The sequence below is a fragment of the uncultured Flavobacterium sp. genome (assembly GCF_937967675.1).
Taxonomy (GTDB): Bacteria; Bacteroidota; Bacteroidia; order Flavobacteriales; family Flavobacteriaceae; genus Flavobacterium.
The window spans coordinates 1-23225 of the sequence record NZ_CALBSN010000073.1 but is presented as its reverse complement, the minus strand read 5'-3'; the positions used below and the strand labels follow the sequence as shown (position 1 = coordinate 23225).

The 23225-nt window shown below is 31.9% G+C and carries 21 protein-coding genes; 8 read left to right on the top strand and 13 right to left on the bottom strand.

Features of this window, described 5'->3' with window-relative positions:
• Window positions 1–46 precede the first annotated feature (46 nt).
• From hemE to hemA, 6 genes are read right to left on the bottom strand one after another with little or no spacing between them, the layout of a single operon-like run.
• A complete protein-coding gene (gene hemE / locus Q0075_RS05220) occupies window positions 47–1069 on the bottom strand; it encodes a uroporphyrinogen decarboxylase (protein WP_297868592.1) in 1023 nt (340 codons plus the stop codon).
• Window positions 1070–1098: 29 nt separating this feature from the next.
• Complete coding sequence (locus Q0075_RS05215; protein ID WP_297868591.1) at window positions 1099–1758, bottom strand: uroporphyrinogen-III synthase; 660 nt, start codon at window positions 1756–1758, stop codon at window positions 1099–1101.
• Between the two features lies 1 nt (window position 1759).
• Entirely contained in the window at window positions 1760–2467 is a 708-nt protein-coding gene (locus Q0075_RS05210; protein ID WP_297868590.1) for a TrkA family potassium uptake protein, read from the bottom strand.
• A gap of 10 nt (window positions 2468–2477) precedes the next feature.
• Window positions 2478–4220, bottom strand: a complete 1743-nt coding sequence (locus Q0075_RS05205; RefSeq protein ID WP_297868589.1) for a potassium transporter TrkG — start codon at window positions 4218–4220, stop codon at window positions 2478–2480.
• Window positions 4221–4232: 12 nt separating this feature from the next.
• Window positions 4233–5153, bottom strand: a complete 921-nt coding sequence (hemC, locus tag Q0075_RS05200; RefSeq protein ID WP_297868602.1) for a hydroxymethylbilane synthase — start codon at window positions 5151–5153, stop codon at window positions 4233–4235.
• Entirely contained in the window at window positions 5150–6406 is a 1257-nt protein-coding gene (hemA, locus tag Q0075_RS05195; protein WP_297868588.1) for a glutamyl-tRNA reductase, read from the bottom strand. Before hemA ends, hemC begins: the two co-directional genes overlap by 4 nt.
• Window positions 6407–6636: 230 nt before the next feature.
• Here hemA and Q0075_RS05190 point away from each other — a divergent pair, with 230 nt between their 5' ends.
• The 5 genes from Q0075_RS05190 (at window position 6637) to Q0075_RS05170 (ending at window position 11468) form a co-directional block, all read left to right on the top strand.
• Window positions 6637–7512 carry a helix-turn-helix transcriptional regulator gene (locus tag Q0075_RS05190; RefSeq protein ID WP_297868587.1) on the top strand — a complete coding sequence of 292 codons (876 nt, stop codon included), beginning with the start codon at window positions 6637–6639 and terminating at the stop codon, window positions 7510–7512.
• Between the two features lie 98 nt (window positions 7513–7610).
• Window positions 7611–8636 carry a ferrochelatase gene (gene hemH, locus Q0075_RS05185; RefSeq protein ID WP_297868586.1) on the top strand — a complete coding sequence of 342 codons (1026 nt, stop codon included), beginning with the start codon at window positions 7611–7613 and terminating at the stop codon, window positions 8634–8636.
• A 3-nt stretch (window positions 8637–8639) separates the two neighbouring features.
• Window positions 8640–9194, top strand: coding sequence for a CopD family protein (locus tag Q0075_RS05180; protein WP_291108823.1), 555 nt, complete (start codon window positions 8640–8642; stop codon window positions 9192–9194).
• Between the two features lie 73 nt (window positions 9195–9267).
• The gene (locus Q0075_RS05175) at window positions 9268–10689 is read left to right on the top strand and encodes an ATP-binding protein (protein WP_297868585.1); all 1422 of its coding nucleotides are present in this window, start codon (window positions 9268–9270) and stop codon (window positions 10687–10689) included.
• Window positions 10690–10691: 2 nt separating this feature from the next.
• On the top strand, window positions 10692–11468 hold the full coding sequence (locus Q0075_RS05170; protein ID WP_297868584.1) for an enoyl-CoA hydratase-related protein: 777 nt from the start codon (window positions 10692–10694) through the stop codon (window positions 11466–11468).
• 49 nt (window positions 11469–11517) lie between these two features.
• Here Q0075_RS05170 and Q0075_RS05165 read toward each other — a convergent pair whose 3' ends face one another.
• On the bottom strand, window positions 11518–14490 hold the full coding sequence (locus tag Q0075_RS05165) for a S8 family serine peptidase (RefSeq protein ID WP_297868583.1): 2973 nt from the start codon (window positions 14488–14490) through the stop codon (window positions 11518–11520).
• A gap of 184 nt (window positions 14491–14674) precedes the next feature.
• On the opposite strand from Q0075_RS05165, the gene Q0075_RS05160 reads away from it, so the two are divergent.
• The 3 genes from Q0075_RS05160 to Q0075_RS05150 all read left to right on the top strand — a co-directional run bounded on the left by Q0075_RS05160 (window position 14675) and on the right by Q0075_RS05150 (window position 18399).
• The gene (locus Q0075_RS05160; RefSeq protein ID WP_297868582.1) at window positions 14675–16114 is read left to right on the top strand and encodes a nucleoside recognition domain-containing protein; all 1440 of its coding nucleotides are present in this window, start codon (window positions 14675–14677) and stop codon (window positions 16112–16114) included.
• A gap of 55 nt (window positions 16115–16169) precedes the next feature.
• Window positions 16170–16718, top strand: coding sequence for a transposase (locus Q0075_RS05155; protein ID WP_297868581.1), 549 nt, complete (start codon window positions 16170–16172; stop codon window positions 16716–16718).
• Window positions 16719–16797: 79 nt separating this feature from the next.
• Window positions 16798–18399, top strand: coding sequence for a fumarate hydratase (locus Q0075_RS05150; protein WP_297868580.1), 1602 nt, complete (start codon window positions 16798–16800; stop codon window positions 18397–18399).
• Window positions 18400–18473: 74 nt separating this feature from the next.
• Here the strand turns inward: Q0075_RS05150 and Q0075_RS05145 are convergent, their stop codons facing one another.
• Genes Q0075_RS05145 through Q0075_RS05120 form a run of 6 tightly spaced genes read right to left on the bottom strand, consistent with a single transcriptional unit; the run spans window position 18474 to window position 23184 of the window.
• Window positions 18474–19421, bottom strand: a complete 948-nt coding sequence (locus Q0075_RS05145) for a hypothetical protein (RefSeq protein ID WP_297868579.1) — start codon at window positions 19419–19421, stop codon at window positions 18474–18476.
• Between the two features lie 6 nt (window positions 19422–19427).
• On the bottom strand, window positions 19428–20390 hold the full coding sequence (locus Q0075_RS05140) for a DUF6175 family protein (RefSeq protein WP_297868578.1): 963 nt from the start codon (window positions 20388–20390) through the stop codon (window positions 19428–19430).
• A 7-nt stretch (window positions 20391–20397) separates the two neighbouring features.
• Window positions 20398–20886: a hypothetical protein gene (locus tag Q0075_RS05135; protein WP_297868577.1), complete on the bottom strand. Its 489-nt coding sequence runs from the start codon at window positions 20884–20886 to the stop codon at window positions 20398–20400.
• Between the two features lie 12 nt (window positions 20887–20898).
• Window positions 20899–21402, bottom strand: a complete 504-nt coding sequence (locus tag Q0075_RS05130) for a hypothetical protein (RefSeq protein WP_297868576.1) — start codon at window positions 21400–21402, stop codon at window positions 20899–20901.
• 11 nt (window positions 21403–21413) lie between these two features.
• A complete protein-coding gene (locus Q0075_RS05125) occupies window positions 21414–22619 on the bottom strand; it encodes a hypothetical protein (RefSeq protein WP_297868575.1) in 1206 nt (401 codons plus the stop codon).
• Between the two features lie 10 nt (window positions 22620–22629).
• Window positions 22630–23184, bottom strand: coding sequence for a porin family protein (locus tag Q0075_RS05120; RefSeq protein WP_297868574.1), 555 nt, complete (start codon window positions 23182–23184; stop codon window positions 22630–22632).
• Window positions 23185–23225: the final 41 nt, after the last annotated feature.

Sequence of the window (23225 nt, the reverse complement as noted above, 5' to 3'; positions counted from 1 at the left end):
AGAAATAGTAAAATGGACAAGTATTTCAAATTAACACCATTCATAATTATTTATACTCTTTCACTGCTTCCACAAAAGCCTTCGCATGATCCACAGGAATATTTGGTAAAATTCCATGTCCTAAGTTTACTATGTATTTGTCTTTTCCGAATTCGTCAATCATTTCGTGAACCATTTTTTTGATGGTTGGAATTGGAGATAACAAACGACTTGGATCAAAATTTCCTTGTAATGTGATGTCACCACCCGTTAAATAACGAGCGTTTCTTGGTGAACAAGTCCAATCTACTCCTAAAGCAGATGCTTTTGATTTTGACATTTCGTTTAAAGCGAACCAACATCCTTTTCCGAAAACGATTACTTCTGTTTCTTCAGCTAACGCCTCTACGATTTGGTTGATGTATTGCCATGAAAATTCTTGATAATCTACTGGAGAAAGCATGCCTCCCCAAGAATCAAAAACCTGAATGGCGTTACAACCTGCTTTTACTTTTTCTTTTAGGTATAAAATCGTAGTATCAGTGATTTTTTGTAATAATAAGTGTGCCGCAACTGGATTTGAAAAGCAAAATCCTTTTGCGGTATCAAAACTTTTAGAACCTTTTCCTTCAACCGCATAACAGAAAATCGTCCATGGCGAACCAGCGAAACCAATTAATGGCACTTCGTCATTCAACATTTCTTTGGTTAGTTTTACCGCATCCATTACGTAACCTAAGGTTTCGTGAATATTCGGCACAAAAACTTGATTTACTTGTTCCATTGTGCGAATTGGATTTGGAATTATCGGACCTAAATTGTCTTTTAGTTCCACGTGAATTCCCATAGCTCTTGGAACCACTAAAATGTCTGAGAATAAAATAGCCGCATCTGGTTTTACAATTCGAATGGGTTGCACTGTGATTTCAGCAGCTAATTCTGGCGTTTCGCAACGTGTGAAGAAATCATATTTATCGCGTAAAGCTCTAAATTCTGGTAAATATCTTCCTGCTTGACGCATCATCCAAACCGGTGGACGTTCTACAGTTTCTCCTTTTAATGCTCGTAAAAATAAGTCGTTCTTAATCATTTTTTATGCTTTATGCTTTAAGCAATTGGCTATAAGCGTTTATAATAATGTATTACTTCGTTAATTACATTTTCAACAGTGGGTTGTGATGCAATTACTATGTTTTTTGTTTTATTTTCTAATGCTTTTGCTGTGGTGGTTCCAATGCAAAAACACGTTTTATTTTCTAATGTGTTCTTTTCTAAAAAGCTGTTGACTCCAGACGGACTGTAAAACAAAACGCCATCAAATGTTTCTTTGATTTGGTGTGGTTTCAGTTTGGTTTCATATACGACAATTTTGTTATATGCGATTTTATTTTGCTGAAAAAAAGCAGGAATTGTATTTCTTCTGATATTTCCGCAAAAGAAAGTAAACGAATTCGTTTTATATTTTGATTCGATTATTTGGATTAATTCTTCAGCATAATCGGCACTTTCCAAAACAATGAATCCTTTCTTTTCTAGAAAACTTCGGGTTTTATTTCCTACACACAAACAAGACTTTGAGAGAACATTTTTGACATCTGATTTTAAAACACTTTTTGCCGCTTCTTTACTTGTAAATATTAAGTAATCGTTGAGTTGAGGTATTTCAAAATCAATAGATTTAGTTTGAATAAAATTCTTTTCTACAAGTTCAATTTTAGCATCAGAAAGTTTGTTTTTTAATGCTTTTGAAAGTTTTTTTGTAGAGAGAATTCGGGTCATTTTAGCTTCTAATTTGGTGTTCTTCTTGTCCTAAACAATAGGTTTCGATGTCTTTATTGTAACCATAAACCACTAAAATATCATGCTCCTGTACTACAGTTTCAGGATCTGGGCGGCCAATTGTTTCTTTTACTATCGTTTTTTTACCAATCAAATTACGTTTCTCTCTTTTTCGAATGATGGTAACTAGTGTTAAATGGTATTTGTCGATTGAATCTAATTCTGCTAAAGTTTTACCAAAAAATTCAGGTTTTGCTTTTACTTCCGAAATGGTGTAATTATCATCTAATTGATAATTTTCTAAAGTTGATTTAAAATTAATTTGTTTTGTTAATCTATCGGCTGATTCTTGTTCAGGGTGAATTATGCTATAAATCCCCATTGCTTCTAAAACGGTATCATGAATAGGTGATAAAGCACGACTAATGATTTTAACATCTGACAGTTTTTTGATAATAGCCGTTGTAATAATAGCCGCCCCTTCGTTTTCACCAATAGCAACAACTACTTTATCAGCATCTTTTAACGGTAAAGCTTCATATGATAATTCATTAGTAGAATCTAATGCTATAGCATGTGAAATTTTATCTTTTACTAAATTTACTTTTTCGATGTTTTTGTCAACACCAATTACTTCGTTTCCTGTTTCAGTAAGACTGATAGCAAGCGACATTCCGAAGTTTCCTAAACCAAATACGATAATTTTCATTTGGACAAGATTAGTTAATTAATATATTTTCTTTTGGATATTCATAGAACTGATGATTCATTCTGCGTAATAGTCCAACCATTAAATTGAGCATACCAATACGACCAATAAACATACATCCAATAAGTACATATTTACTTGGTTCTGTTAAAGTTGGAGTGAAATTTAAAGTTAAACCTACTGTACTATATGCAGAAAAACATTCAAAAGCTACTGTTAATAATGGAGTTCCTTTGGGTTCAAAAATTAATATGGCTACAATAGAAATGCCAATTGTTATAAGAGAAATACATAAAATTGCAAAAGCACGAGAGGTAGATTCAGATGAAATTCTTCTTCCAAACACTTGTATTCTACTTTTTCCGCTAGCAACCGCAAAAATATTTAATGTTGCAAGAGCAAAAGTACTTGTTTTAATACCCCCCGCAGTTGACGCAGGAGAACCTCCAATCCACATTAAAAAAATAATAAATAAAAGAGATGGCACATTCATTTTAGCAAAATCAACAGCATTAAAGCCTGCGGTTCTTGGTGTAACAGAATTAAATGATGCAGCAGTAATTTTTCCAAATATGGTATTATGTTCTAACAAAGTGTTGTTATACTCCGAAATAAACAAAAAGACAAATCCTCCTACTAATAAAAATATTGTAGTGTAAATAACAATTCTGGTATTAAGAGTAATTACTCGTATTTTTTTGTGAATGATTTTTTTCTCAAAAAGTTCTATGATATAATTTTTAATGTATTGGTAAAAATTAAACACAATATTATGTCCAAGACCACCAAGCACAATTAAAGTCATAATTACCCATTGAAGAAAATAGTCAAAACGAATGGTTTCATCATATAATCCAGCTGATAAAATTGAAAATCCAGCATTACAAAAAGCTGATATAGAATGAAAAACGGAGAAGAAAAATTTATTTTCAATAGTATTTATTTCAATTATAGAAGAATAAATAAAAATTGCCCCTAAAATCTCAACACCTAGTGTAAGAATTACAACATTAAGCGCCGCTCTAAAAACATCTCGCAACCCTTCATGAGCAATAAAATCCTTTGTGTTTAAACCTTCTTTAAATGAAGAACTACCTCTAAAAAAGAAAGCAAAGAAAGAGGTAAAAGTTAAGATACCAATTCCGCCTAATTGAATCAAAACTAAAATTATAGATTGTCCTACAATTGTAAAAGCAGAGGATGTGTCAACTACTGTTAAACCTGTAACACAAACTGCACTAGTTGACGTAAATAAAGCATTTGTAAACGAAATACCATTTGTTGTAGCACTAGGAAGCATCAACAAGAAAGCTCCCATTAAATCTAAAATTAAAAAACTCCCAACAAATACGATAGCAGGATTAAAGTAAATATCATAAATATGACGAACCAAAACTAAAAGTCTTAGTAAAAAATAGAAAATTAACCCACCTTCATAAATAGGTTTGACTTTTTGTAAAATATAGTCTGAGGAAAACTCTAAATTTAAAAAAGCAATAACTATCGAAGTTAGCATAATTCCGATAATTAATACCATATTAGCTAATGCAACTTTTTTATTGCTCTTGTACTTAAATGTGAAGAATTTGAATGCATTAAAAGCGAAAAGACCTATCGATAAAAAAATAAGCCCAATAACATGAGGCGAATTGTAATTTTCTTCAAAGTCATATCCAAAGTCAAAAACGATGAAGAGTAATACAATAATATCGAAAAAACGATATATATAATTGAGTAACGATTCTTTCTCCATTTTGGAATAAAATTACTTTTTTAAAACACGACGAATGCTTTCCATAAGAGCGCTTCCACCGTTGTTTAAAATTTCTTCGGCACAATTTTTCCCGAAGTTTTTATAAGAATCAAAAGTACAACTTTTTTTGATTGTGTGTTTTTCTTTTCCGTCTAAAGAGAACAAAACGCCTTCAAAATCAATTTTATCTGAAGTAAATGTGGCTAAAGCACCAATAGGAGCTGTACAACCACCTTCTAATGTTTTTAAGAATTCACGTTCAATATATGTACAAATTTCAGTTTCTGAATGGTTTAATTTTGCTAATGCCTCTTTACAAAAATCATCATTTTCCATTGCGACTACTACCATCGCCCCTTGAGCAGGTGCTGGAATCATCCAACTTAAATCGATATAATTTTCTGGTTTTATATTGATACGTTCTAAACCTGCAGCAGCAAAAATAGCTCCGTTCCAGTCACTATCTTCTAGTTTTTGCATACGGGTATTAACGTTTCCACGTAAATCTACCACTTTGTGATTCGGATATTTATTTAACCATTGTGCTTGTCTGCGTAAACTTCCAGTTGCGATAGTTCCTTGCGAATTTAAAAAATTTAAGTTGCCTTTATGAACTAAAATGTCAACTGTGTTGGCACGTTCTAAAACCGCTGCTTGCACAATTCCAATAGGTAAAGCTGTTGGTACATCTTTCATAGAATGAACCGCAATATCTACCTGACCATTTATCATGGCAATGTCTAAGGTTTTGGTAAAAATCCCCGTGATTCCTAATTCGTAAAGTGGTTTATCAAGAATAATATCTCCTTGCGATTTTACAGCTACAATTTCAGTCTGATAGCCTAAATCATTTAATTTCTTTTGTACTGTGTGTGCTTGCCAAAGGGCTAATTCGCTATCACGAGTTCCTATTCGGATTATTTTGCTCATTATTTTGAAACCGTTTCTAATTGGAAAATTTTCTCAATCCATTCAATACTTTCATCCACCATGGTTTCATCATCTTTTAAATGATTCGCAAAGTGATTCGTGATTTTCTGAATGATTCTTGCTGTAATTAACTCGGCTTGTTCTTCATCAAAATTAGCCAATTTTTTACGTTGAAAATTCAATTCTCCTTCTTTTATTGTATTCAGTTTTGCTTTTAAAGCATGTATGGTTGGGGCGAATTTACGTTGTTTCGTCCAAGACATGAACTCATCTTTAATTTCTTCGATAATAGCTTCGGCTGCTGGAATGTGTTTTTTTCTGTTTTCCAAAGTTTCATCCGTAATTTGCGAAAGTTCATCCATGTGAACAAGCGTAACACCTTCAATATCTTTTACATTTTCGTTCACGTTTTTCGGAATCGATAAATCTAAAATCAATAAAGGTTTTTTCAGATTTAAAATGGCTTTATCAACCGTTGGGTTTTGAGCACCAGTAGCTACTACAACTACATCTGCTTTTTGAAGTTCTAATTGTAAATCAGCATAATCTTTAACAATAACATCTAGTTTTTTAGCTAATTTTTCGGCTTTTTCTTTAGTTCTATTGATTAATGTGATCTGTTCGTGTTTAGTATGTTTTACTAGGTTTTCACAAGTATTTCTTCCGATTTTTCCTGTTCCAAAAAGTAAGATGTTTTTAGAAGCAATGTCTTCTACATTTTTAAAAATATATTGAACCGACGCAAAAGACACAGAAGTTGCACCTGAAGAAATTTCGGTTTCGTTTTTAATTTTTCTACTCGCTTGAATTACTGCATTTACCAGTCTTTCTAAAAATGCATTTACTAAGTTTAGTTCTTTACTAATTACAAATGCATTCTTTAATTGACTTATGATTTCAAAATCACCTAAGATTTGACTGTCTAAGCCAGTTCCAACACGAAACATGTGATTAATAGCCTCACTATTTTTGTAAACAAAAGCTACTTTCTGAAAATCTTCAACCGTTCCATGACTGTTTTCGCACAATAATTTTATTAATTGAAATGGATGTTGGGCAAAACCATAAATTTCAGTACGATTACAAGTAGAAGTAACAATTAAACTATCAATACCTTCATCTTTGGCTTGATGCAATAAATTAGTTTTAGCCTTTTCATCCAAACTAAATTTCCCTCTCATTTCCGCATCTGCTTTCTTATAACTCAACCCTACTGCATAGAAAGTCGGATGCTTTGCGAATGTATTGTTTTCCATGTGATATACTCTTCCCTAAAAGTTTAACAAAATTAAATGATACTATTTTATAAAAACAACGCTTGAAGGACTTTTTATGTCGCTCAAAGTTATTTTAAAATCATTTGGTCTAATTTGCAATATTTCTGCTAAATTTGTACTAAATTCAAGCTTTTACAAATATGTTATGTAGAACAATTCTAAATAACGCCAAAAGATTTTGTTAGGCTTATATACGTAAAAATATCGCTATGGGTTCATTAGAAGAAATAAAAATTGAAAACGAATTTATTTTATTGCGTTTTCAAAATGATAGTAACGAAATAATTAAAGTAGAACGCCTTGTAAACCAAGGCCTTATCCAATTTCATTTTGGGCTTAAAGGAAAAGGGAAATTTGTCTTTAATCAAGGAAATTATGCCTTAGATTTAAAAGAAGAGAAGTCGCTTTTGTTTTACAATCCGCAAAAAGAATTGCCAATACACTTAGAATTAGCACCACAAAGTTGGGTAATTTCGGTAATTATATCTATCAAAAAATTTCATGGCCTTTTTTCTTCAGAAGCTGAAAGCATTCCGTTTTTAAGTGAAGAAAATAAAGATAAGAAGTATTATAAAGAAAACGATATAAGTCCGTCAATGGCTATTGTTCTTAGCCAAATTTTTCATTACAATATAAATTCATTCATCAAGAATTTATATTACAAAGGAAAAGGATATGAACTATTAAGTTTGTATTTTAATCGTTCCGAAGATCCAAATGCAGAACAATGTCCGTTTTTGATTGATGAAGAAAATGTTTTAAAAATTAAGAAAGCAAAAGAAATTATCATTGCTAATATGGCCGAGCCTCCTACACTAGAAGTTTTATCGGAACAAGTAGGGTTAAGTTTGAAAAAACTAAAAATGGGTTTCAAACAAATTTATGGCGATACCGTTTATGGGTTTCTATTTGATTACAAAATGGATTATGCACGTCAATTGTTAGATAGTGGTTCTTATAATGTAAATGAAGTGGGATTGAAAATTGGTTATAGTACAGGTAGTCATTTTATTGCTGCCTTCAAGAAAAAATTTGGCACAACCCCAAAAAAATATTTAATGAATTTGAATGCTAACATTGAATAATTTCAATTATATTGATTTAACAAATCGCATTATAGATAAAAAACGTATATAAAACTTTCTTTAAAAAGAGTATTGATTATTTTTACAAAAAAAAGAAAATGAAAAAAGGAGTTCTGTTAATTAATCTAGGCTCACCTGACAGCCCTGAACCTAAAGATGTTAGAAAATATTTAGATGAGTTCTTAATGGACGAACGCGTTATCGATGTTCCATATTTACTTAGAGCCTTATTAGTAAAAGGAATCATTTTAAATACTCGCCCAAAAAAATCAGCTAAAGCGTATAAAAAAATTTGGTGGGAAGAAGGTTCTCCATTAATTGTGTTATCAAAACGATTACAAAATAAAGTTCAAGAACAAGTCAGTATTCCGGTTTCTTTAGCCATGCGTTATGGAAATCCTAGTATCGAATTTGGTTTAAAAGAATTACACAATCAAGGGGTTGATGAGGTTTTATTAATTCCATTGTATCCTCAGTTTGCTATGGCAACAACCGAAACTATTTTGGTATTAGCCGAAGAAATTCGCAAAAAACAATTCCCTAACATGGAATTCACCATTTTACCAGCTTTTTATAACCAACCCGATTATGTTCGTGATTTATCTAACTCCATTAAATCGGCTTTAGATGATTTTAAATCAGATTATTTATTGTTTTCGTATCATGGTGTTCCAGAGCGTCATATTAGAAAATCAGATGTAACAAAATCGCATTGTAAAATAGATGGAAGTTGTTGTAATACGCCTTCAAAAGCACACGAGTTTTGCTACCGTCATCAATGTTATGAAACTACTAAACAAGTTGCTGGATTTTTAGGTTTGGAAGAAGGAAAATACAGCACATCATTTCAATCACGTTTGGGTCGCGATCCTTGGTTGCAACCTTATACCGATGCTACTATTGATGGTTTAGCACAAAAAGGAATTAAGAATTTAGCAGTGGTTACACCCGCTTTTGTTTCGGATTGTTTGGAAACTTTAGAAGAAATTGGAATGGAAGCAGCACATAGTTTCAAAGAAAACGGTGGAGAAAATTTCTTGTCTATTCCATGTTTAAATGATAGTGCCGATTGGGTTAAAACCATGAGCCGTTGGATTGATCAATGGGCTTTTCAAAATCAATAAAAAATGGAATTATACAATTACATAAAATCGTTACATTTAATCTTTGTGGTTACTTGGTTTGCTGGTTTGTTTTATATTGTTAGGTTATTTGTTTATCACGCAGAGGCCAAACAAAAACCTCAACCCGAGCAAGACATATTAATTAAACAATACCAATTAATGCAATATCGTTTATGGTACATTATAACTTGGCCAAGTGCTGTTTTAGCAAGTGTTTTTGCTTTTTGGATGTTGTTTTTTACTGAAGTTGGTAAAGTTTGGTTAGCCCAACCTTGGATGCACGTTAAATTAGCGTTTGTGTTTTTATTGTATTTGTATCATTTAAAATGCCATCAAATATTTAAACAATTGCAAAATAATGAGGTAAAGCATACTTCAAGTTTCTTTAGAATCTGGAACGAAGGTGCTACAATTATTCTATTTGCAGTAGTTTTTTTAGTAATTTTAAAAAATGCAATTAATTGGATTTTTGGCGTTGTTGGCATTATTGCTTTTTCAGTATTATTAATGTTAGGTTACAGATTATACAAAAAAATTCGAGAGAAAAACAACAGTTGATTTTCATCAAAAAAATATGGATAGAATTTTAAACTTTAAGAACCTTTCCTTGCGTGTTAGAATATTTCTTTCCATGATATTCTTAACGTTAATTGCGTCTGTTCTTATTGCTGCGGTTTCTATTTATCAATTTAGAAAAGAAGCTCGTGAATACCATCAAGATCGTTTAGAACGAAAAGAAGCGGCTATTACCGAACATATTAATTATGTGCTTCAAACTACTACTTATCCGCTTACGACGGAAAATATTCCTTTAATTTTTAAAGAGAAAATATTCGAATTATCAGACATTCACAGTATGGAAATCAATTTTTTTGATTTAAAAGGAAAACTTTTAATATCATCAAAAGCTATATTCAAACTAGATAAAGACAAACCAAAAATAAACCCATCCACATTAAAAATTATTCAATCGTCATTAGACAAACGTTACATTGAATTTTCAAAAGTTGATGGGCAATCGTTCCGATCTTCTTATTCGTATTTAAAGGATACTAAGTTTAAACCCATGGGAATTTTAAATTTACCATATGAAGAAAATACCGAGTTTTACGACAATGAAGTTCAAAATTTCTTAATTCGATTTGGGCAAGTTTACGTTTTTATGTTCTTTATTTCTATTGTATTGTCTTATTTTTTATCGAGTTATATTACCAAATCTTTAAAAATTATTAGTGATAAACTTCAAGAGACAGAATTGTATCAACGAAATGAAAAAATTGTAATAGAAGACGGAAGTAAAGAAATTAATCTTTTAATTAATTCCTATAATAACATGGTGGATAAATTAGAAGAAAGCGCCACCATTTTAGCACAAAGCGAAAGAGAACAAGCATGGCGCGAAATGGCGAAACAAGTAGCACACGAAATTAAAAATCCACTTACTCCAATGCGATTAACCGTGCAAAATTTCCAAAGAAAGTTCGATGTAAATGACCCAAATATTATTCAAAAATTAGACGATTATACCAAAACTATTTTACAGCAAATAGATACCATGACCGCAGTTGCAGGAGCTTTTTCAAACTTTGCAGCTATGCCTGCGCAACAAAACGAAACGCTAAATGTAGTTCGTATTGTAAAAATGGCTTTAGAAATTTTTAATGAAGATTTTATCCAGTTTTCAGCATTAGAAGACGAAATTATTGCCAAATTAGACAGAACGCAATTAATTAGAGTCATTACGAATTTGGTTAAGAATGCCATTCAAGCCATACCTGAAGAACAAGAAAATAAATTGGTTTTTGTTACGGTTTTTAGACAAGGTGAAGAAGTTAAAATTGCCGTAAAAGATAATGGAAACGGAATTTCAGAAGAAAATCAGGAACGCGTTTTTGAGCCTAAATTCACTACAAAATCGAGTGGAATGGGACTCGGCTTAGCTATTATTAAAAATATCATAGAGAATTATAACGGAACGATTACCTTTGAAACGGAACCCAATGTAGGAACCGAATTTTTGGTTTCCTTCCCAATAAATAATCAAATTAAGTAAAAATGGAAAATATCCTTATCGAAAAACAGGAAGCTATTGCTATTGTAACGATTAACAGACCAACAAAATTAAATGCTTTAAACAAAGTAACCATTCAAGAATTACACGATGGATTTAAATCGTTAAACGAAGATTCATCTGTAAAAGCAATTATTATAACGGGAAGTGGAGAAAAAGCATTTGTGGCCGGAGCTGATATTTCAGAATTTGCTCATTTTTCAGTTGAAGAAGGAGGGAAATTAGCTGCTCAAGGGCAAGAATTATTATTTGATTTTGTTCAAAATTTAAGTACTCCAGTTATTGCTGCTGTAAATGGTTTTGCACTTGGTGGCGGATTAGAGTTGGCTATGTCATGTCATTTTAGAGTAGCTTCAGATAATGCAAAAATGGGATTACCAGAAGTAACGTTAGGAGTTATTCCAGGTTACGGAGGAACACAACGTTTGGCGCAATTAGTTGGAAAAGGGCGTGCTATGGAAATAATTATGACAGCAGGTATGATTGATGCCGAAACAGCTAAAAATTATGGTTTAGTAAACCATGTAGTTGCACAAGCTGAATTGTTAGAATTTGCAAAAGGAATTGCTTCTAAAATTACTAAAAATTCAAGCGTGGCTATTGCAAAAGCGATTCAAGCGGTTAATGCAAATTATACCGATGGTGTTAATGGCTACCAAGTAGAAATTGAAAATTTTGGATATTGTTTTGGTACAGAAGATTTTAAAGAAGGAACAACAGCATTTTTAGAGAAAAGAAAAGCAGCGTTTCCAGGGAAATAATTTTAATAAAAAAGCTCGATTTTATCGAGCTTTTTTATTAAAATTAAATTTATTTTTTAACAACTATTTTTTTCGTTGTTTTTCCTAGATCGTTTTCAATGGTTAACAAATAAACACCTTCTGAAAGGTCTTCAATATTTAATACTTCCAAAATACTATTAGATTTTTTTTCTAATACTTGCCTTCCTTGAAAGTCGTTTACTTTGTACATAGTTGAGTTTGAATAAGACAATGATGATAAATCAATGTTAATAATTCCTTTTGCTGGATTTGGATACACCTTTACTTCAGAAAAAGTATTATCTGATTTACTAAGCGGTTGCTCTAAGTTACATATTGACAAAGAAACACTATTAATAATACCACCATCTCCATTATATGCGTCTACAACGCGTAAAGTCCATATTCCATCCGCTGGTAAGTTATTTAAGTTAGCCAAATAATCGATAGGCTTAACATTGCCAATTATTGATGGGGCCGTAGCACCACAAGTAAAATTTGTACCAGCATCATCTAAAGTACAATTAATATCATCATTATCACCGCAAGGTTCATCAAACAACATTATTAAAGGACTTCCTATGGAAGAAGGGCCTTCTAAAAAATACTTCATATCCTGAATATATGTATGAGTCAAATTTAAGTTAACATTTATATCTCCTATCGTTAACCCTCCTGTTACTTCAATTGGAATTGTTGCAACACTGTTTGCTGTAGTTCCAATAATTGCATTAGAAAAATCCGTTGCAACAAATGTATTACCGCAAGTTAATATTCCTGTTTTAAAACTATTTACAAAAGCTAAATTTGTTGCACCGTCTCCACAACGGTTTGATGGAATTACTCTCCAATAATATGTTGTGTTAGGAATTAATCCTGTTATCAAATAACCGGGCGCTGTTGTATTAACATTTGCAAAAAATGTAGAAAAATCTGATTGATTTGATAGCTGTAAATTATAGCTTTCAGCATTTATGTCGGAATTCCAATTAAAAAACAAAGTTGTGGCAGTATTATTTTGTCCTGCATCTGGAGATAATAAAACTGTTGGTTGAAAATTATTAGAGTAAACTCTAAGTTGTTTTAATCTTGTTTCAATCTCAGAACCATTGTTTCCTGAAATCCCTACATTATAAATTCCAGGCTGTACATTGGCTAATCCTGAAATTGTCATTGTAACGCTTCCATTTGTATTTAAAGAAGTTGGACTAAATGACGCTACAGCTCCAAGAGGTAGTCCAATTGCTGAAAATGTGGTTGTCATTGATCCCGTTTGCTTATATTCAAAATTGTAAACAGCATCTTGATTTGAGCATAAAGTTAAATCCTCGGATTTAGAAATTAATGAAAAATCGGAAGTAATGCCTGTAATAATTAAAGAATAATTTTGAGAGCCTGAAACTAAATTTCCTTTATGTGTTACTGAAATAACGTAATCACCTGCAGAAGGTGCGTCTATTTTAATAACTTCAATATTATCAACATTATTATCCCCATTTCTAACAGCTAATGCAGAAGGATTTGATTGTAATTTCCAAGGGTAAAAAGTTGTTCCGTCTTTTGTAATTCTTATATCTAAATCATTAACTAATACTGGAGTAATATCATTATCTCCCATAGTTCCGTTATTTGCAATTCCGGGTAAATCAGTCCAAGTTATGGATGCAATTAATGGGTTTGATGAACCTCCATTTGATTTAACAGTAATATTGAAGGTTTGCCCTTGCGTCAAATTTTCTTCTGAAATCCATGAGGTTAAACCATTTCCGGTAATTGTTTCTACGGCTTTCTTTGCGTTTAATAAACCCCAACCCATCTTAGCGTCGGGACCTAAATTTCCAGCATCATCAGCAGTATGACACGCTAAACCTCTTAAAGTAGAGGACTTCATAAAACTGTTTGTTAAATTTTTTTGATGTTGCTGCAATAATAATAAAGTTCCTGCAACATTAGGGCTAGCCATTGAGGTACCAGAAATTGATGCAGTTGCCGTGTTACTTGTGGATATTGTAGATGTTAAACCTGTACCATTTCCTGTAATATCTGGTTTAATTCTTCTATCATCTGTAGGACCTTGACTACTTGACGTATTTATTGAAACACTAAATAAGCTACCATCCGTATTTATTACAGCATCATTTGCATTTGCTACGATTAATGTATTTTTTGAGGTTTTATTTCCAGTTAATTTATCATAACCTACAGCAATTGGATTTGAATTATTATTGTTAGTTCCATCATTTCCCGCTGACATTACAGGTAAATAATAGGGTGATAGATATGTAATTTCATCCCAAGATCTTGCAGCATCTGTATACGCTCCTATATACCAAGCAGGCAATATAGATGATCCTGATCCTATTGGAACCCCATAAGAATGATTTGAGATTAACATTCCACCCAAAACCTCAGATAAGGCTTCTGACTCATCATTGTCCCAATTAAATGTCCTTGCCGTTGCTAATGTTGCCATTCCTTTTACTCCAGCTGATGCAGTACTCCAAGGTAAAGCTAATATTGTACCTGTAACATGAGTGGCATGATCGCTATAAGATATTCCTGAAATATCATCAACAGTTGTCACTCTTCCTCCAAAACCGCTATGAGTTCTTCTTACAGTACCTCCATCCCAAACACGAGCAATCATATCTTGACCATCTAAAGTTAATCCCATACCACCACCAGTGTTTAAAAAATTTGCTCTTGTGGATTTTGCTGCATTTACATTTGTTGTTGCATAATAAATAGGATATCCGTCAGGAGTAACGCTCATTAGTTGTTTAAAACTTCCGTCATCTCCTTTAATAAAAATTGGCCAATTGTTTTTGTTAGCAATTTCAACAGCCTTAGCTCTTTGTTTTTCTTCTAACTGTCGATAGTAAGATATCTTTTCCTGAATTTTTGCAAAATTGTAGTCTTTTGTTATTTTAGCAACATCTTCCTTGGTTTGTGAAAAAGATAGTACACAGAAAAAGATAATAAAATAAGTGAATAATTGTTGTTTTTTTATTTTTTGGGGCAAATTAGTTTCATTTAATAAAACAAATATATAATTTTTTCATAATTTCAAAAAAATGTTTTAAAATAAACGACTTGAATTCAATAAAAAAAATTTCTTAAAGTAAAATAATTAGAACTATGCTAGGGAAAAATTAAATTTTCTTTAAACACTTATAAATATTACATTTACGAAAAAATAGGTATTTATGGTTTTAAGCAGATTTTGGTTAGTGATATTTATATCATCTATCTTTTTTATTGTATTCGGATTGTTCTCTTCGCAATATTATTCTATTGATTATGTTTTGAATGGAAAACAAGGTGAACCTCTTTTAATTGGTGAAAAATATTTAAAAGAAGTACCCAAATTTGTGCAAGACAGTGTACAAAAGGCTGAAGACAAAACATTCATTATTAATAAAAATGAAAAGGATGCAGACACTACCTATATTTACAACAATCAAACTGTAAAAATCTACAGCGGAAAACAAAAAGCAGATGGTTTACTTCCTATGACCAAAAGCAGTTTATTTGATTTAATTCTGCCTTTGATTGCTTATTTATCCTTTTTCTGCGGAATAATGGAACTACTTATTATTTCAGGAGCATCGGAAAGATTGGCTAAGAAATTAAGTCCGTTGTTTGCTAAAGTTTTTCCTTCGATTCCTAAAAACCACGAATCGATTTCCTATATGACGTTGAATTTTTCTGCCAACTTCTTAGGATTGGATTCAGCTGCAACTCCTTTTGGATTAAAAGCCATGCAAAGTTTACAAGAATTAAATCCTGACAAGGACAGAGCTAGTGATGCCCAAATCATGTTCATGTGCTTACATGCTGCGGGATTAACATTAATCCCAACATCGATTATTGGTTATAGAGCTGCTGAACACGCTGCAAATCCTGCCGATGTAATGCTGCCTTGCATTATAACTTCTTTTGTTGGAACTATTGCTGCTTTCATTTTAGTTGGAATTAAACAACGTGTTAATTTTAAAAGTGCTTCTTTATTAGCCGCTTTAATGGGAGTTATTGGTGCTATTGTGGGATTATTATTTTATGTAAACAGTTTGGATTTAATTGGTAAAAATTACTTTACTTCTAACCTTTCGGGATTATTGTTAATCTTAATTATCGGTGGAACTTTGATATTTTCTTTCGTTCAAGAGAAGAAATTCGTGGAACAAAAAACAACCATTTTCGACACTTTTGTAGCAGGAGCGAATAATGGATTAAAAACCGGAGTTACCATTTTTCCTTATGTAATGGGAATGTTAGTTGCAATTTCCTTATTCAGAAACAGTGGCTTGTTTGAAATTATAGCCAACGGGATTTCCTTTTTATTTGCTCATCTTGGCGTAGCTAAAGAAATCACCGATTCATTGCCTGTAGCTATGTTGCGTCCTTTTAGTTCAGGTGGTTCACGAGGATTTATGATTGATGCAATGAAGCAATTTGGACCCGATTCATTAACCGGAAGACTAAGTTGTATTTTCCAATGTAGTGCCGAAACGACTTTCTATGTAATTGCAGTTTATTTTGGAAGCATCAACGTGAAAAACACCCGTTACACTTTAGGCATGATGCTTTTAGTGGATTTAATTTGCGTAATTACGGCGATTTTTGTGGCGAGTTGGTTTTTTTAACGAATTAAATTCCTGAAAGGTTTCCAAAACCTTGTAGGTATCAATAAAACACACCATGAAATTAGAAGTTTTAGAAAAAGACAAAGTTTATCATATTTATAATCGAGGTATAAATAGTGAAGTCATATTTAATTCTGATGAAAACAAGCGATATTTTTTAAAATTATATTCAAAATATTTGGAAAATAAAGCCGAAACTTTCGCTTATTGTTTAATGTATAATCATTTTCATTTTATTATTCGAATTGTTAATGAAAATGAAATTACTCAAGCACTTTCAAATCTTTTCAATTCATATGCAAAAGCCTTCAACAAACAAAACAACAGAACAGGAAGTTTATTTGAAAAACACTTCAAAAGAATAAAAATTGAAAATGAAGCATATTTGACAAACTTAATTCAATATGTTCATTTAAATCCAAAGCATCATTTAGATATTGATTATAAAAGATTTTCGTTTTCATCTTATCAATCTTTAATTTCAGACAAACCAACCAAATTAATTAGAGAAGAAGTTATTCAGTTGTTTGATTCTAAAGAAAACTTTATTTATTGTCATGATTTTAAAAATGAAATTTTAACTGAAAAACAAATGCTTGAATAAAAAAACCTACAAGGTTTTAAAAACCTTGCAGGTTAAAATAACAAAAATCCGTAACTTTACCTTTCAAAACATACACAAAATGGACTTTTTATATCAAGACCCGTATCCTATTTTAAAAGACGATACACACTACAAAAAAATAACTTCCGATTACGTAAAAGTAGAACAACTTGGCGATAGAGAAATCTTAGTGGTGGACCCAAAAGGATTAGAATTGTTAGCGCAAGAAGCTATGAATGACGTTTCTTTTATGTTACGTTCATCGCATTTACAAAAACTTAGAAACATTATCGAAGACCCTGAAGCAACTGACAATGATCGTTTTGTGGCTTATAATTTATTGCAAAACGCTGCTGTAGCCGTTCAAGGGCAACTACCTTCTTGCCAAGATACCGGAACCGCTATCGTAATGGCAAAAAAAGGTGAAAACGTTTACACCGGTGTTGATGATGGCGAATGGTTGTCAAAAGGAATTTTCAACACGTACCAAAACAAAAATCTTCGTTACTCGCAAATTGTTCCGATTTCGATGTTTGAAGAAAAAAACTCGGGTTCAAACTTACCTGCTCAAATTGATATTTATGCCAAAAAAGGAAGTTCGTATGAGTTCTTATTTTTAGCAAAAGGTGGTGGTTCAGCTAACAAAACGTTCTTATATCAAAAAACAAAATCGCTTTTGAATGAAAAATCGTTAGATGAATTCATCCGCGAGCGCATTATGGATTTAGGAACTGCAGCTTGTCCTCCGTATCACTTGGCTATTGTAATTGGTGGAACTTCAGCAGAAGCTAATTTAGCAGCTGTGAAAAAAGCGTCAGCAGGTTATTATGACAATCTTCCAACTTCTGGAAACATGGCAGGTCAAGCATTTCGTGATTTAGAATGGGAAAAACGTGTTCAAGAAATTTGCCAAGAAAGTGCTATTGGAGCGCAATTTGGTGGAAAATATTTAACGCATGATGTTCGTGTGATTCGTTTACCACGTCACGCAGCTTCCTGTCCGGTGGGAATGGGTGTTTCTTGTTCGGCAGATAGAAATATCAAAGGGAAAATCACAAAAGAGGGTGTTTTCTTAGAACAATTGGAAACCAATCCAGCACAATTTTTACCTGAAACGGCGCCTCATTTAGAGCCAGCAGTAGAAATTGATTTGAATCAACCAATGGCTGAAATTTTAGCAGAATTATCAAAATACCCAATCAAAACGCGTTTGAAATTAAATGGAACGTTGATTGTAGCTCGTGATATTGCGCATGCTAAAATCAAAGAATTATTGGATGCTGGTAAACCAATGCCAGAGTATTTCAAAAATCACCCAGTATACTATGCTGGTCCAGCTAAAACTCCAGACGGAATGCCTTCAGGAAGTTTTGGTCCAACAACTGCAGGAAGAATGGACGTTTATGTAGACGAGTTCCAAGCGGCTGGTGGAAGCATGATTATGTTAGCCAAAGGAAACCGAAGCAAAGACGTTATGAACGCTTGTAAAAAACATGGCGGATTTTATTTAGGTTCTATTGGTGGTCCTGCTGCGATTTTAGCGAAAGAAAACATCTTATCGGTTGAAGTATTAGATTTCCCAGAGTTAGGAATGGAAGCGGTAAGAAAAATTGAAGTAAAAGATTTCCCTGCATTTATTATTACGGATGATAAGGGAAATGATTTTTTTATGAATTTGTAATTATAATAAAAACCCCATCTATTAAATTTGATGGGGTTTTTAATTGTTATAAAATTTAATCTTAAGACATCATTTTACCACCAACCTCTCACATTGTAAACAACAGATTTTGGTTGTCCATTACCCCAAGCTACTCCGATATCTCTGATAGCTTTTATTCTGTCTCTTTCTAAACCAATTTCTTGATCTACTTTAAATTTCCACTCTCTTCCATCAATTTCTAGAACTCGTTTCGCAACTGAATTTGTGAAAGCAACAACATCTTTATAACAAGAAGATCTTGGATTTATATCTTTCAACATATCAGAGACAAGGTTTGCTCCTTCAACGGTGGGATTTGAAGCCCATAATAATTTAGCTTCTTGCAATTTTACTTTGCACTCCATGTTTATTTTTTTGTCAAAAATATCTTGAACTGCTACCAAAGACTTGTTAAAACAATCAGTACAAGCATCAGGTACAGCTGATAACATATAAATTGCTTCATCAAACTGATTTTGTGACTCAAGTAATCGGGCTTTTTTGATAATCAAATCACATCTTGTGTTATAGTAATTTATTATTTCTTTTTTCCCTTTAGAAATAAATGCTTGAATTTCACTATCTGATGAATTGATGTTTTTAAACGCATTAATTAGTGCCTTGGTTTCATTAATTCCAACACCTTTTACATTTTTTGATAATGTTGTAAATTTATTTCCTTCAATACCATCTCCAATGTAAAATGTAACATTTAATGTATAAGCAATCGAGGTTGGTGCTGTACCTAATACGTCTTTTGTTACGGTTATAACATTTGCTGTTAAAATAAATCTAGAGAAACCATTTGCTAATCCATTATTGGCAACTATTTGATCTAATTTATTTTTCAACACTTCAGTTGCTCCTTCTGTTTTTTCTTCTACTGACGAATCAACATATGTAGATAATGACAAGAAACCAACATTATCTGATGATTGAGCATAATTCCTATTACCAATTAAAGTAACTAGAAAAACTATAGATAATAATACTTTTTTCATAATTTTTTATTTATCTCCTAAAATTAAAACTACTTCACCTAATCCTTTCGTCATTAATTTTACAGGGATTTTATAGGGTGCAGCTTGCAAAAACTTTTGTAATTTACTCATGTACCTTCTTGCGTCAGTAGCATTTCCATTATCATCAAATAGAGGTATTCTTACTTGTTCAAATAACATTAAATTATTTGTTGCATTCGTTGTACTGAATCGGCCTTTCACGGTATTGCTTGACATCCAATCTTCAATAATTAATCCTAATTCTTGACCATCAAATTCAGTTTCTAAATCTGAAGCCCAAGAGTCAAATTTTTTAATTCTTACTTTTATTTCTCTTCCATTAGCGAATAAATCGTCAAAATGAGACTGAAGTGAAGCATTAAAATTATCAATATGATTTAGAACTGCTTCTTCAAGCAACAAAGAAACCTCGGCAGAAAAAGATGGAGAACCGGTACCAACGGCAGTTGCAATTTGCTTATTTGTATAAGAATCTAAACCTTGTAAGTTGAATGTTACAGATTTTTTTGGACCTGTTACATTTAATTTCCAAGTTAATTGCATCACTATGTCGGCTTTAGCGCTTTTTCTTAATTTATCTATTGGAGATTCTGATATCTCTGCTCCATTTTTAGAAGTTATTAAAGCATCTTCAGCACTTTCACCTTCAAGAGATTTTATTTCAGATTCCAGATTTTTTAATGGAAAACCTCTGTCTGCCATTAAACCATTAATTTTGCTTATTACAAGCAATAAGTCTGCATTTTCTTGAAATGCTTTTTTATAATCTGGAACTTTAATTATTTCTCCTTGATTATTAAAGCTCTTCATGTAACCGTGCTCATTACACCAAACGTCGCTTGGAACTACCATGATAGTAGGCTTTTTTGCCTGGGCATTTATTGTTTGATTAAATATCAGTGCAAAAAAAACTGTCGCTATTATGGAAATTAAATTTATTTTCTTCATAAATTACTTATTTAATAATTCCGTCTTGGATTAATTTTTGTTTTAATTCTGAACGGAGTACTCGAACAATTACTCCATGTGTAACACTTTCAGATGTTCTTTGTTTGTCTCTTTTAATTTTATCAAAAATTCTTTCGTCTTTAAGAGAAATATAGTTTCTGTATTCACCTCCATCAGCAAAAAATTTATTAAAATAATCCTCATATTTTTCTTGAGCATTAACTTCAAAAACTAATGGTTTTTGATTACAATCTTGTTTTCCCTCGCGGATTCCTTTAAAAATTACATCTCTTACAGCATTTTTCTTAGCTTGTTCAACGGCGTCTTCTCTGTTTCTTCCATTACCCCAAGCTTTCAATGTTTGCGATCCATCTAGTTCAACACCTAAACATTCTGTTGAATAACTATAATTTGTTGATACTGTCTTTTGTGTTGAGCAACTAAAAAAAATTGACAACAATGTTAAGATAGTAAGTGCTTTAATTTTAATATTCATTTTCTTTATATTTTAAAATCCTGAAGACAATCCTTTTATAACCCCTGCTGATTCTAAATCCTTTCTTAAAGCATCTTTCATTACTGATATAACAATTCCTACTTTATATTCTTTACCTACTTTCTTTCTGTCGTCTGCAGATATTTGACCATCGGTTGAAACACTTACATATTTCATATATTTTCCTCCATCTTCAAAAAACAAATCGAAAAATTCTTTTTTCTCAGCTTCAAGGTTTGGATTTGATGCTAAAGCCTTTTGAGAAGTACAACCATCACCTCCTGTGAATCCTTTAAAAATTACACCATGAACTGCATTCTTTTTGGCTTGTTCGATAGCTACATTTCCTTTTTTAGAGTAAGACCAAACTTTAACTAAATAAGTTCCATCATGACCAACTCCAGCACACTGAATTTCATATCTCCATTCTTTTGTGTCCTCATCGGCTTTTTTCCTTGCTTGACCAACCATAGATATTGTTGATGCTAAAAATAACAATAATAATACTTTTTTCATATTTCTTCTATTTATTTACCTTTCTTTTGAACCAATAACATTCCTGGGAAAAAATCTTTTCCACTCACCTTTTTAAAATAAGTTCTATCAACTGTTGAGTTAGGATTTTCCTCTTGTGCTCCATAAGTATTATCCCAAATTGGATATTTACTATCTACTTTTACTACGCCTACCTTAACATACTGAGTTTTACCATTTTCATCTTCAACTTGTTCTAGAACATCAAAAGTTGATTTATTTGTAATTCCTTCTTTTAAACCCACTTTAGCTGTTAGAGGATCAACCGTGTATAAAGGTGTTTTTGTTTTAAATTGATCGTGATTTTTTTGAAGTTTAACAATTACTCTGTCAATTGCTTTTACAGTCGCTCTTTCAATCAATTGTTCATCAGACTTACTTGTAAAAACAGTGGATTGAATATCAGACCAAGATGTATCTGTACCAATATACTTTAACTTAAAAATAGTTGACTCATCAAAAGCTTTCTTTTTAGCAGGAGTAATAGTTTTATCATCAGCCCAATAATCATTATAGAAAATAGCTGCAGTTTCTTCATCCCATACTAATTGATATAAATGAGCATTTGTCTTTACTATATATCCTTTACCAGCAACAGTAGCTCCTGTACTAGTTAGTGTTGTAACAGTTGAAACATTAGAGACTCCGGCATAATCTGCAATTGTACCAATAGCATTTAACCAACCGCTTGCCTTTTCCGCTACTTCGGCTTTATCTGTGTATTTGAATTCATTTATTAATACAAATGTTTTCCCTATAAGTTCTTCTCCAGCATCAGCTAATAAATCTAAACCTCTTTTACTAGCTTGTGCCTTAACAACATCTAATGCACTAGCATCGTAAAAACCTCTTTCCTTAATTAAATTCATATTAAAACCTCCTTTACTAGATCTGTTGAACCATTTGGCAACTATATCTCTTGCAATAGCAGACAAAATTGGAGAATCAGAACCGTCAGTTGGTAATTCTCCAAAATCATAAACTCTTTTACTTAGATTATGATTATTAAATTTATCAGGAATGGGGCTGTTTTCAAAATTTTTCTTGATTTCAGCAGCATAGGGAAGTGTTGGCTGATCTACCATAACAGAATAAAGCGAGCTTCTTCTATACTTAACTTCAAATTCATTTTTACTCTCTTGAGCTAATGAAATTGTAATAACGTTAAAAAATAAAATAGAGTAGAGAATTTTTTTCATAGTTTAAATATTAAAAGTAATATCCAACGGATATTTGAATTACTGAATTTTGGTATTTAAGGGTGTCCGAATTATCTGCCGCATTTACATTCAACATTCCTAAATTATATCTTCCTTGAAAGAAAATATTATTTTTTAATTCATATGTAGCACCTAAACATAATGCAAAATCAAAAAAACTTTGATCATTAATATCTTCATTTCCATCATTTCCTCTGCTAAAAGAATCAACTAAAAAACCTAGTTGAGGTCCAGCGTCTAAACTTAAATTATTTAAAAAATAATACCTCATCATTAAAGGCATATTTATATAACTATATTTCTGTTTGGTCTGTGGCCCAACATTACCTTGACTAGAGAAAAGCAATTCTGGTTGAAATGAAACTTTTTCTGATAACATTATTTCAGACAAAAAACCAACATGAAAACTAGTTCTATAAGATTGATCTTCAATATCACTACTTAGAAAATTAGAGATATTTAAACCTCCTTTAAAACCAAGTTTTATTCCTTCATCTTTCTTTGATGATTGACCGAAAGAATTTAATGTTAACCCGTAGTGCATTATTAAACTAGATTAATTTTTAAGTTGTTAATATTTCTGTT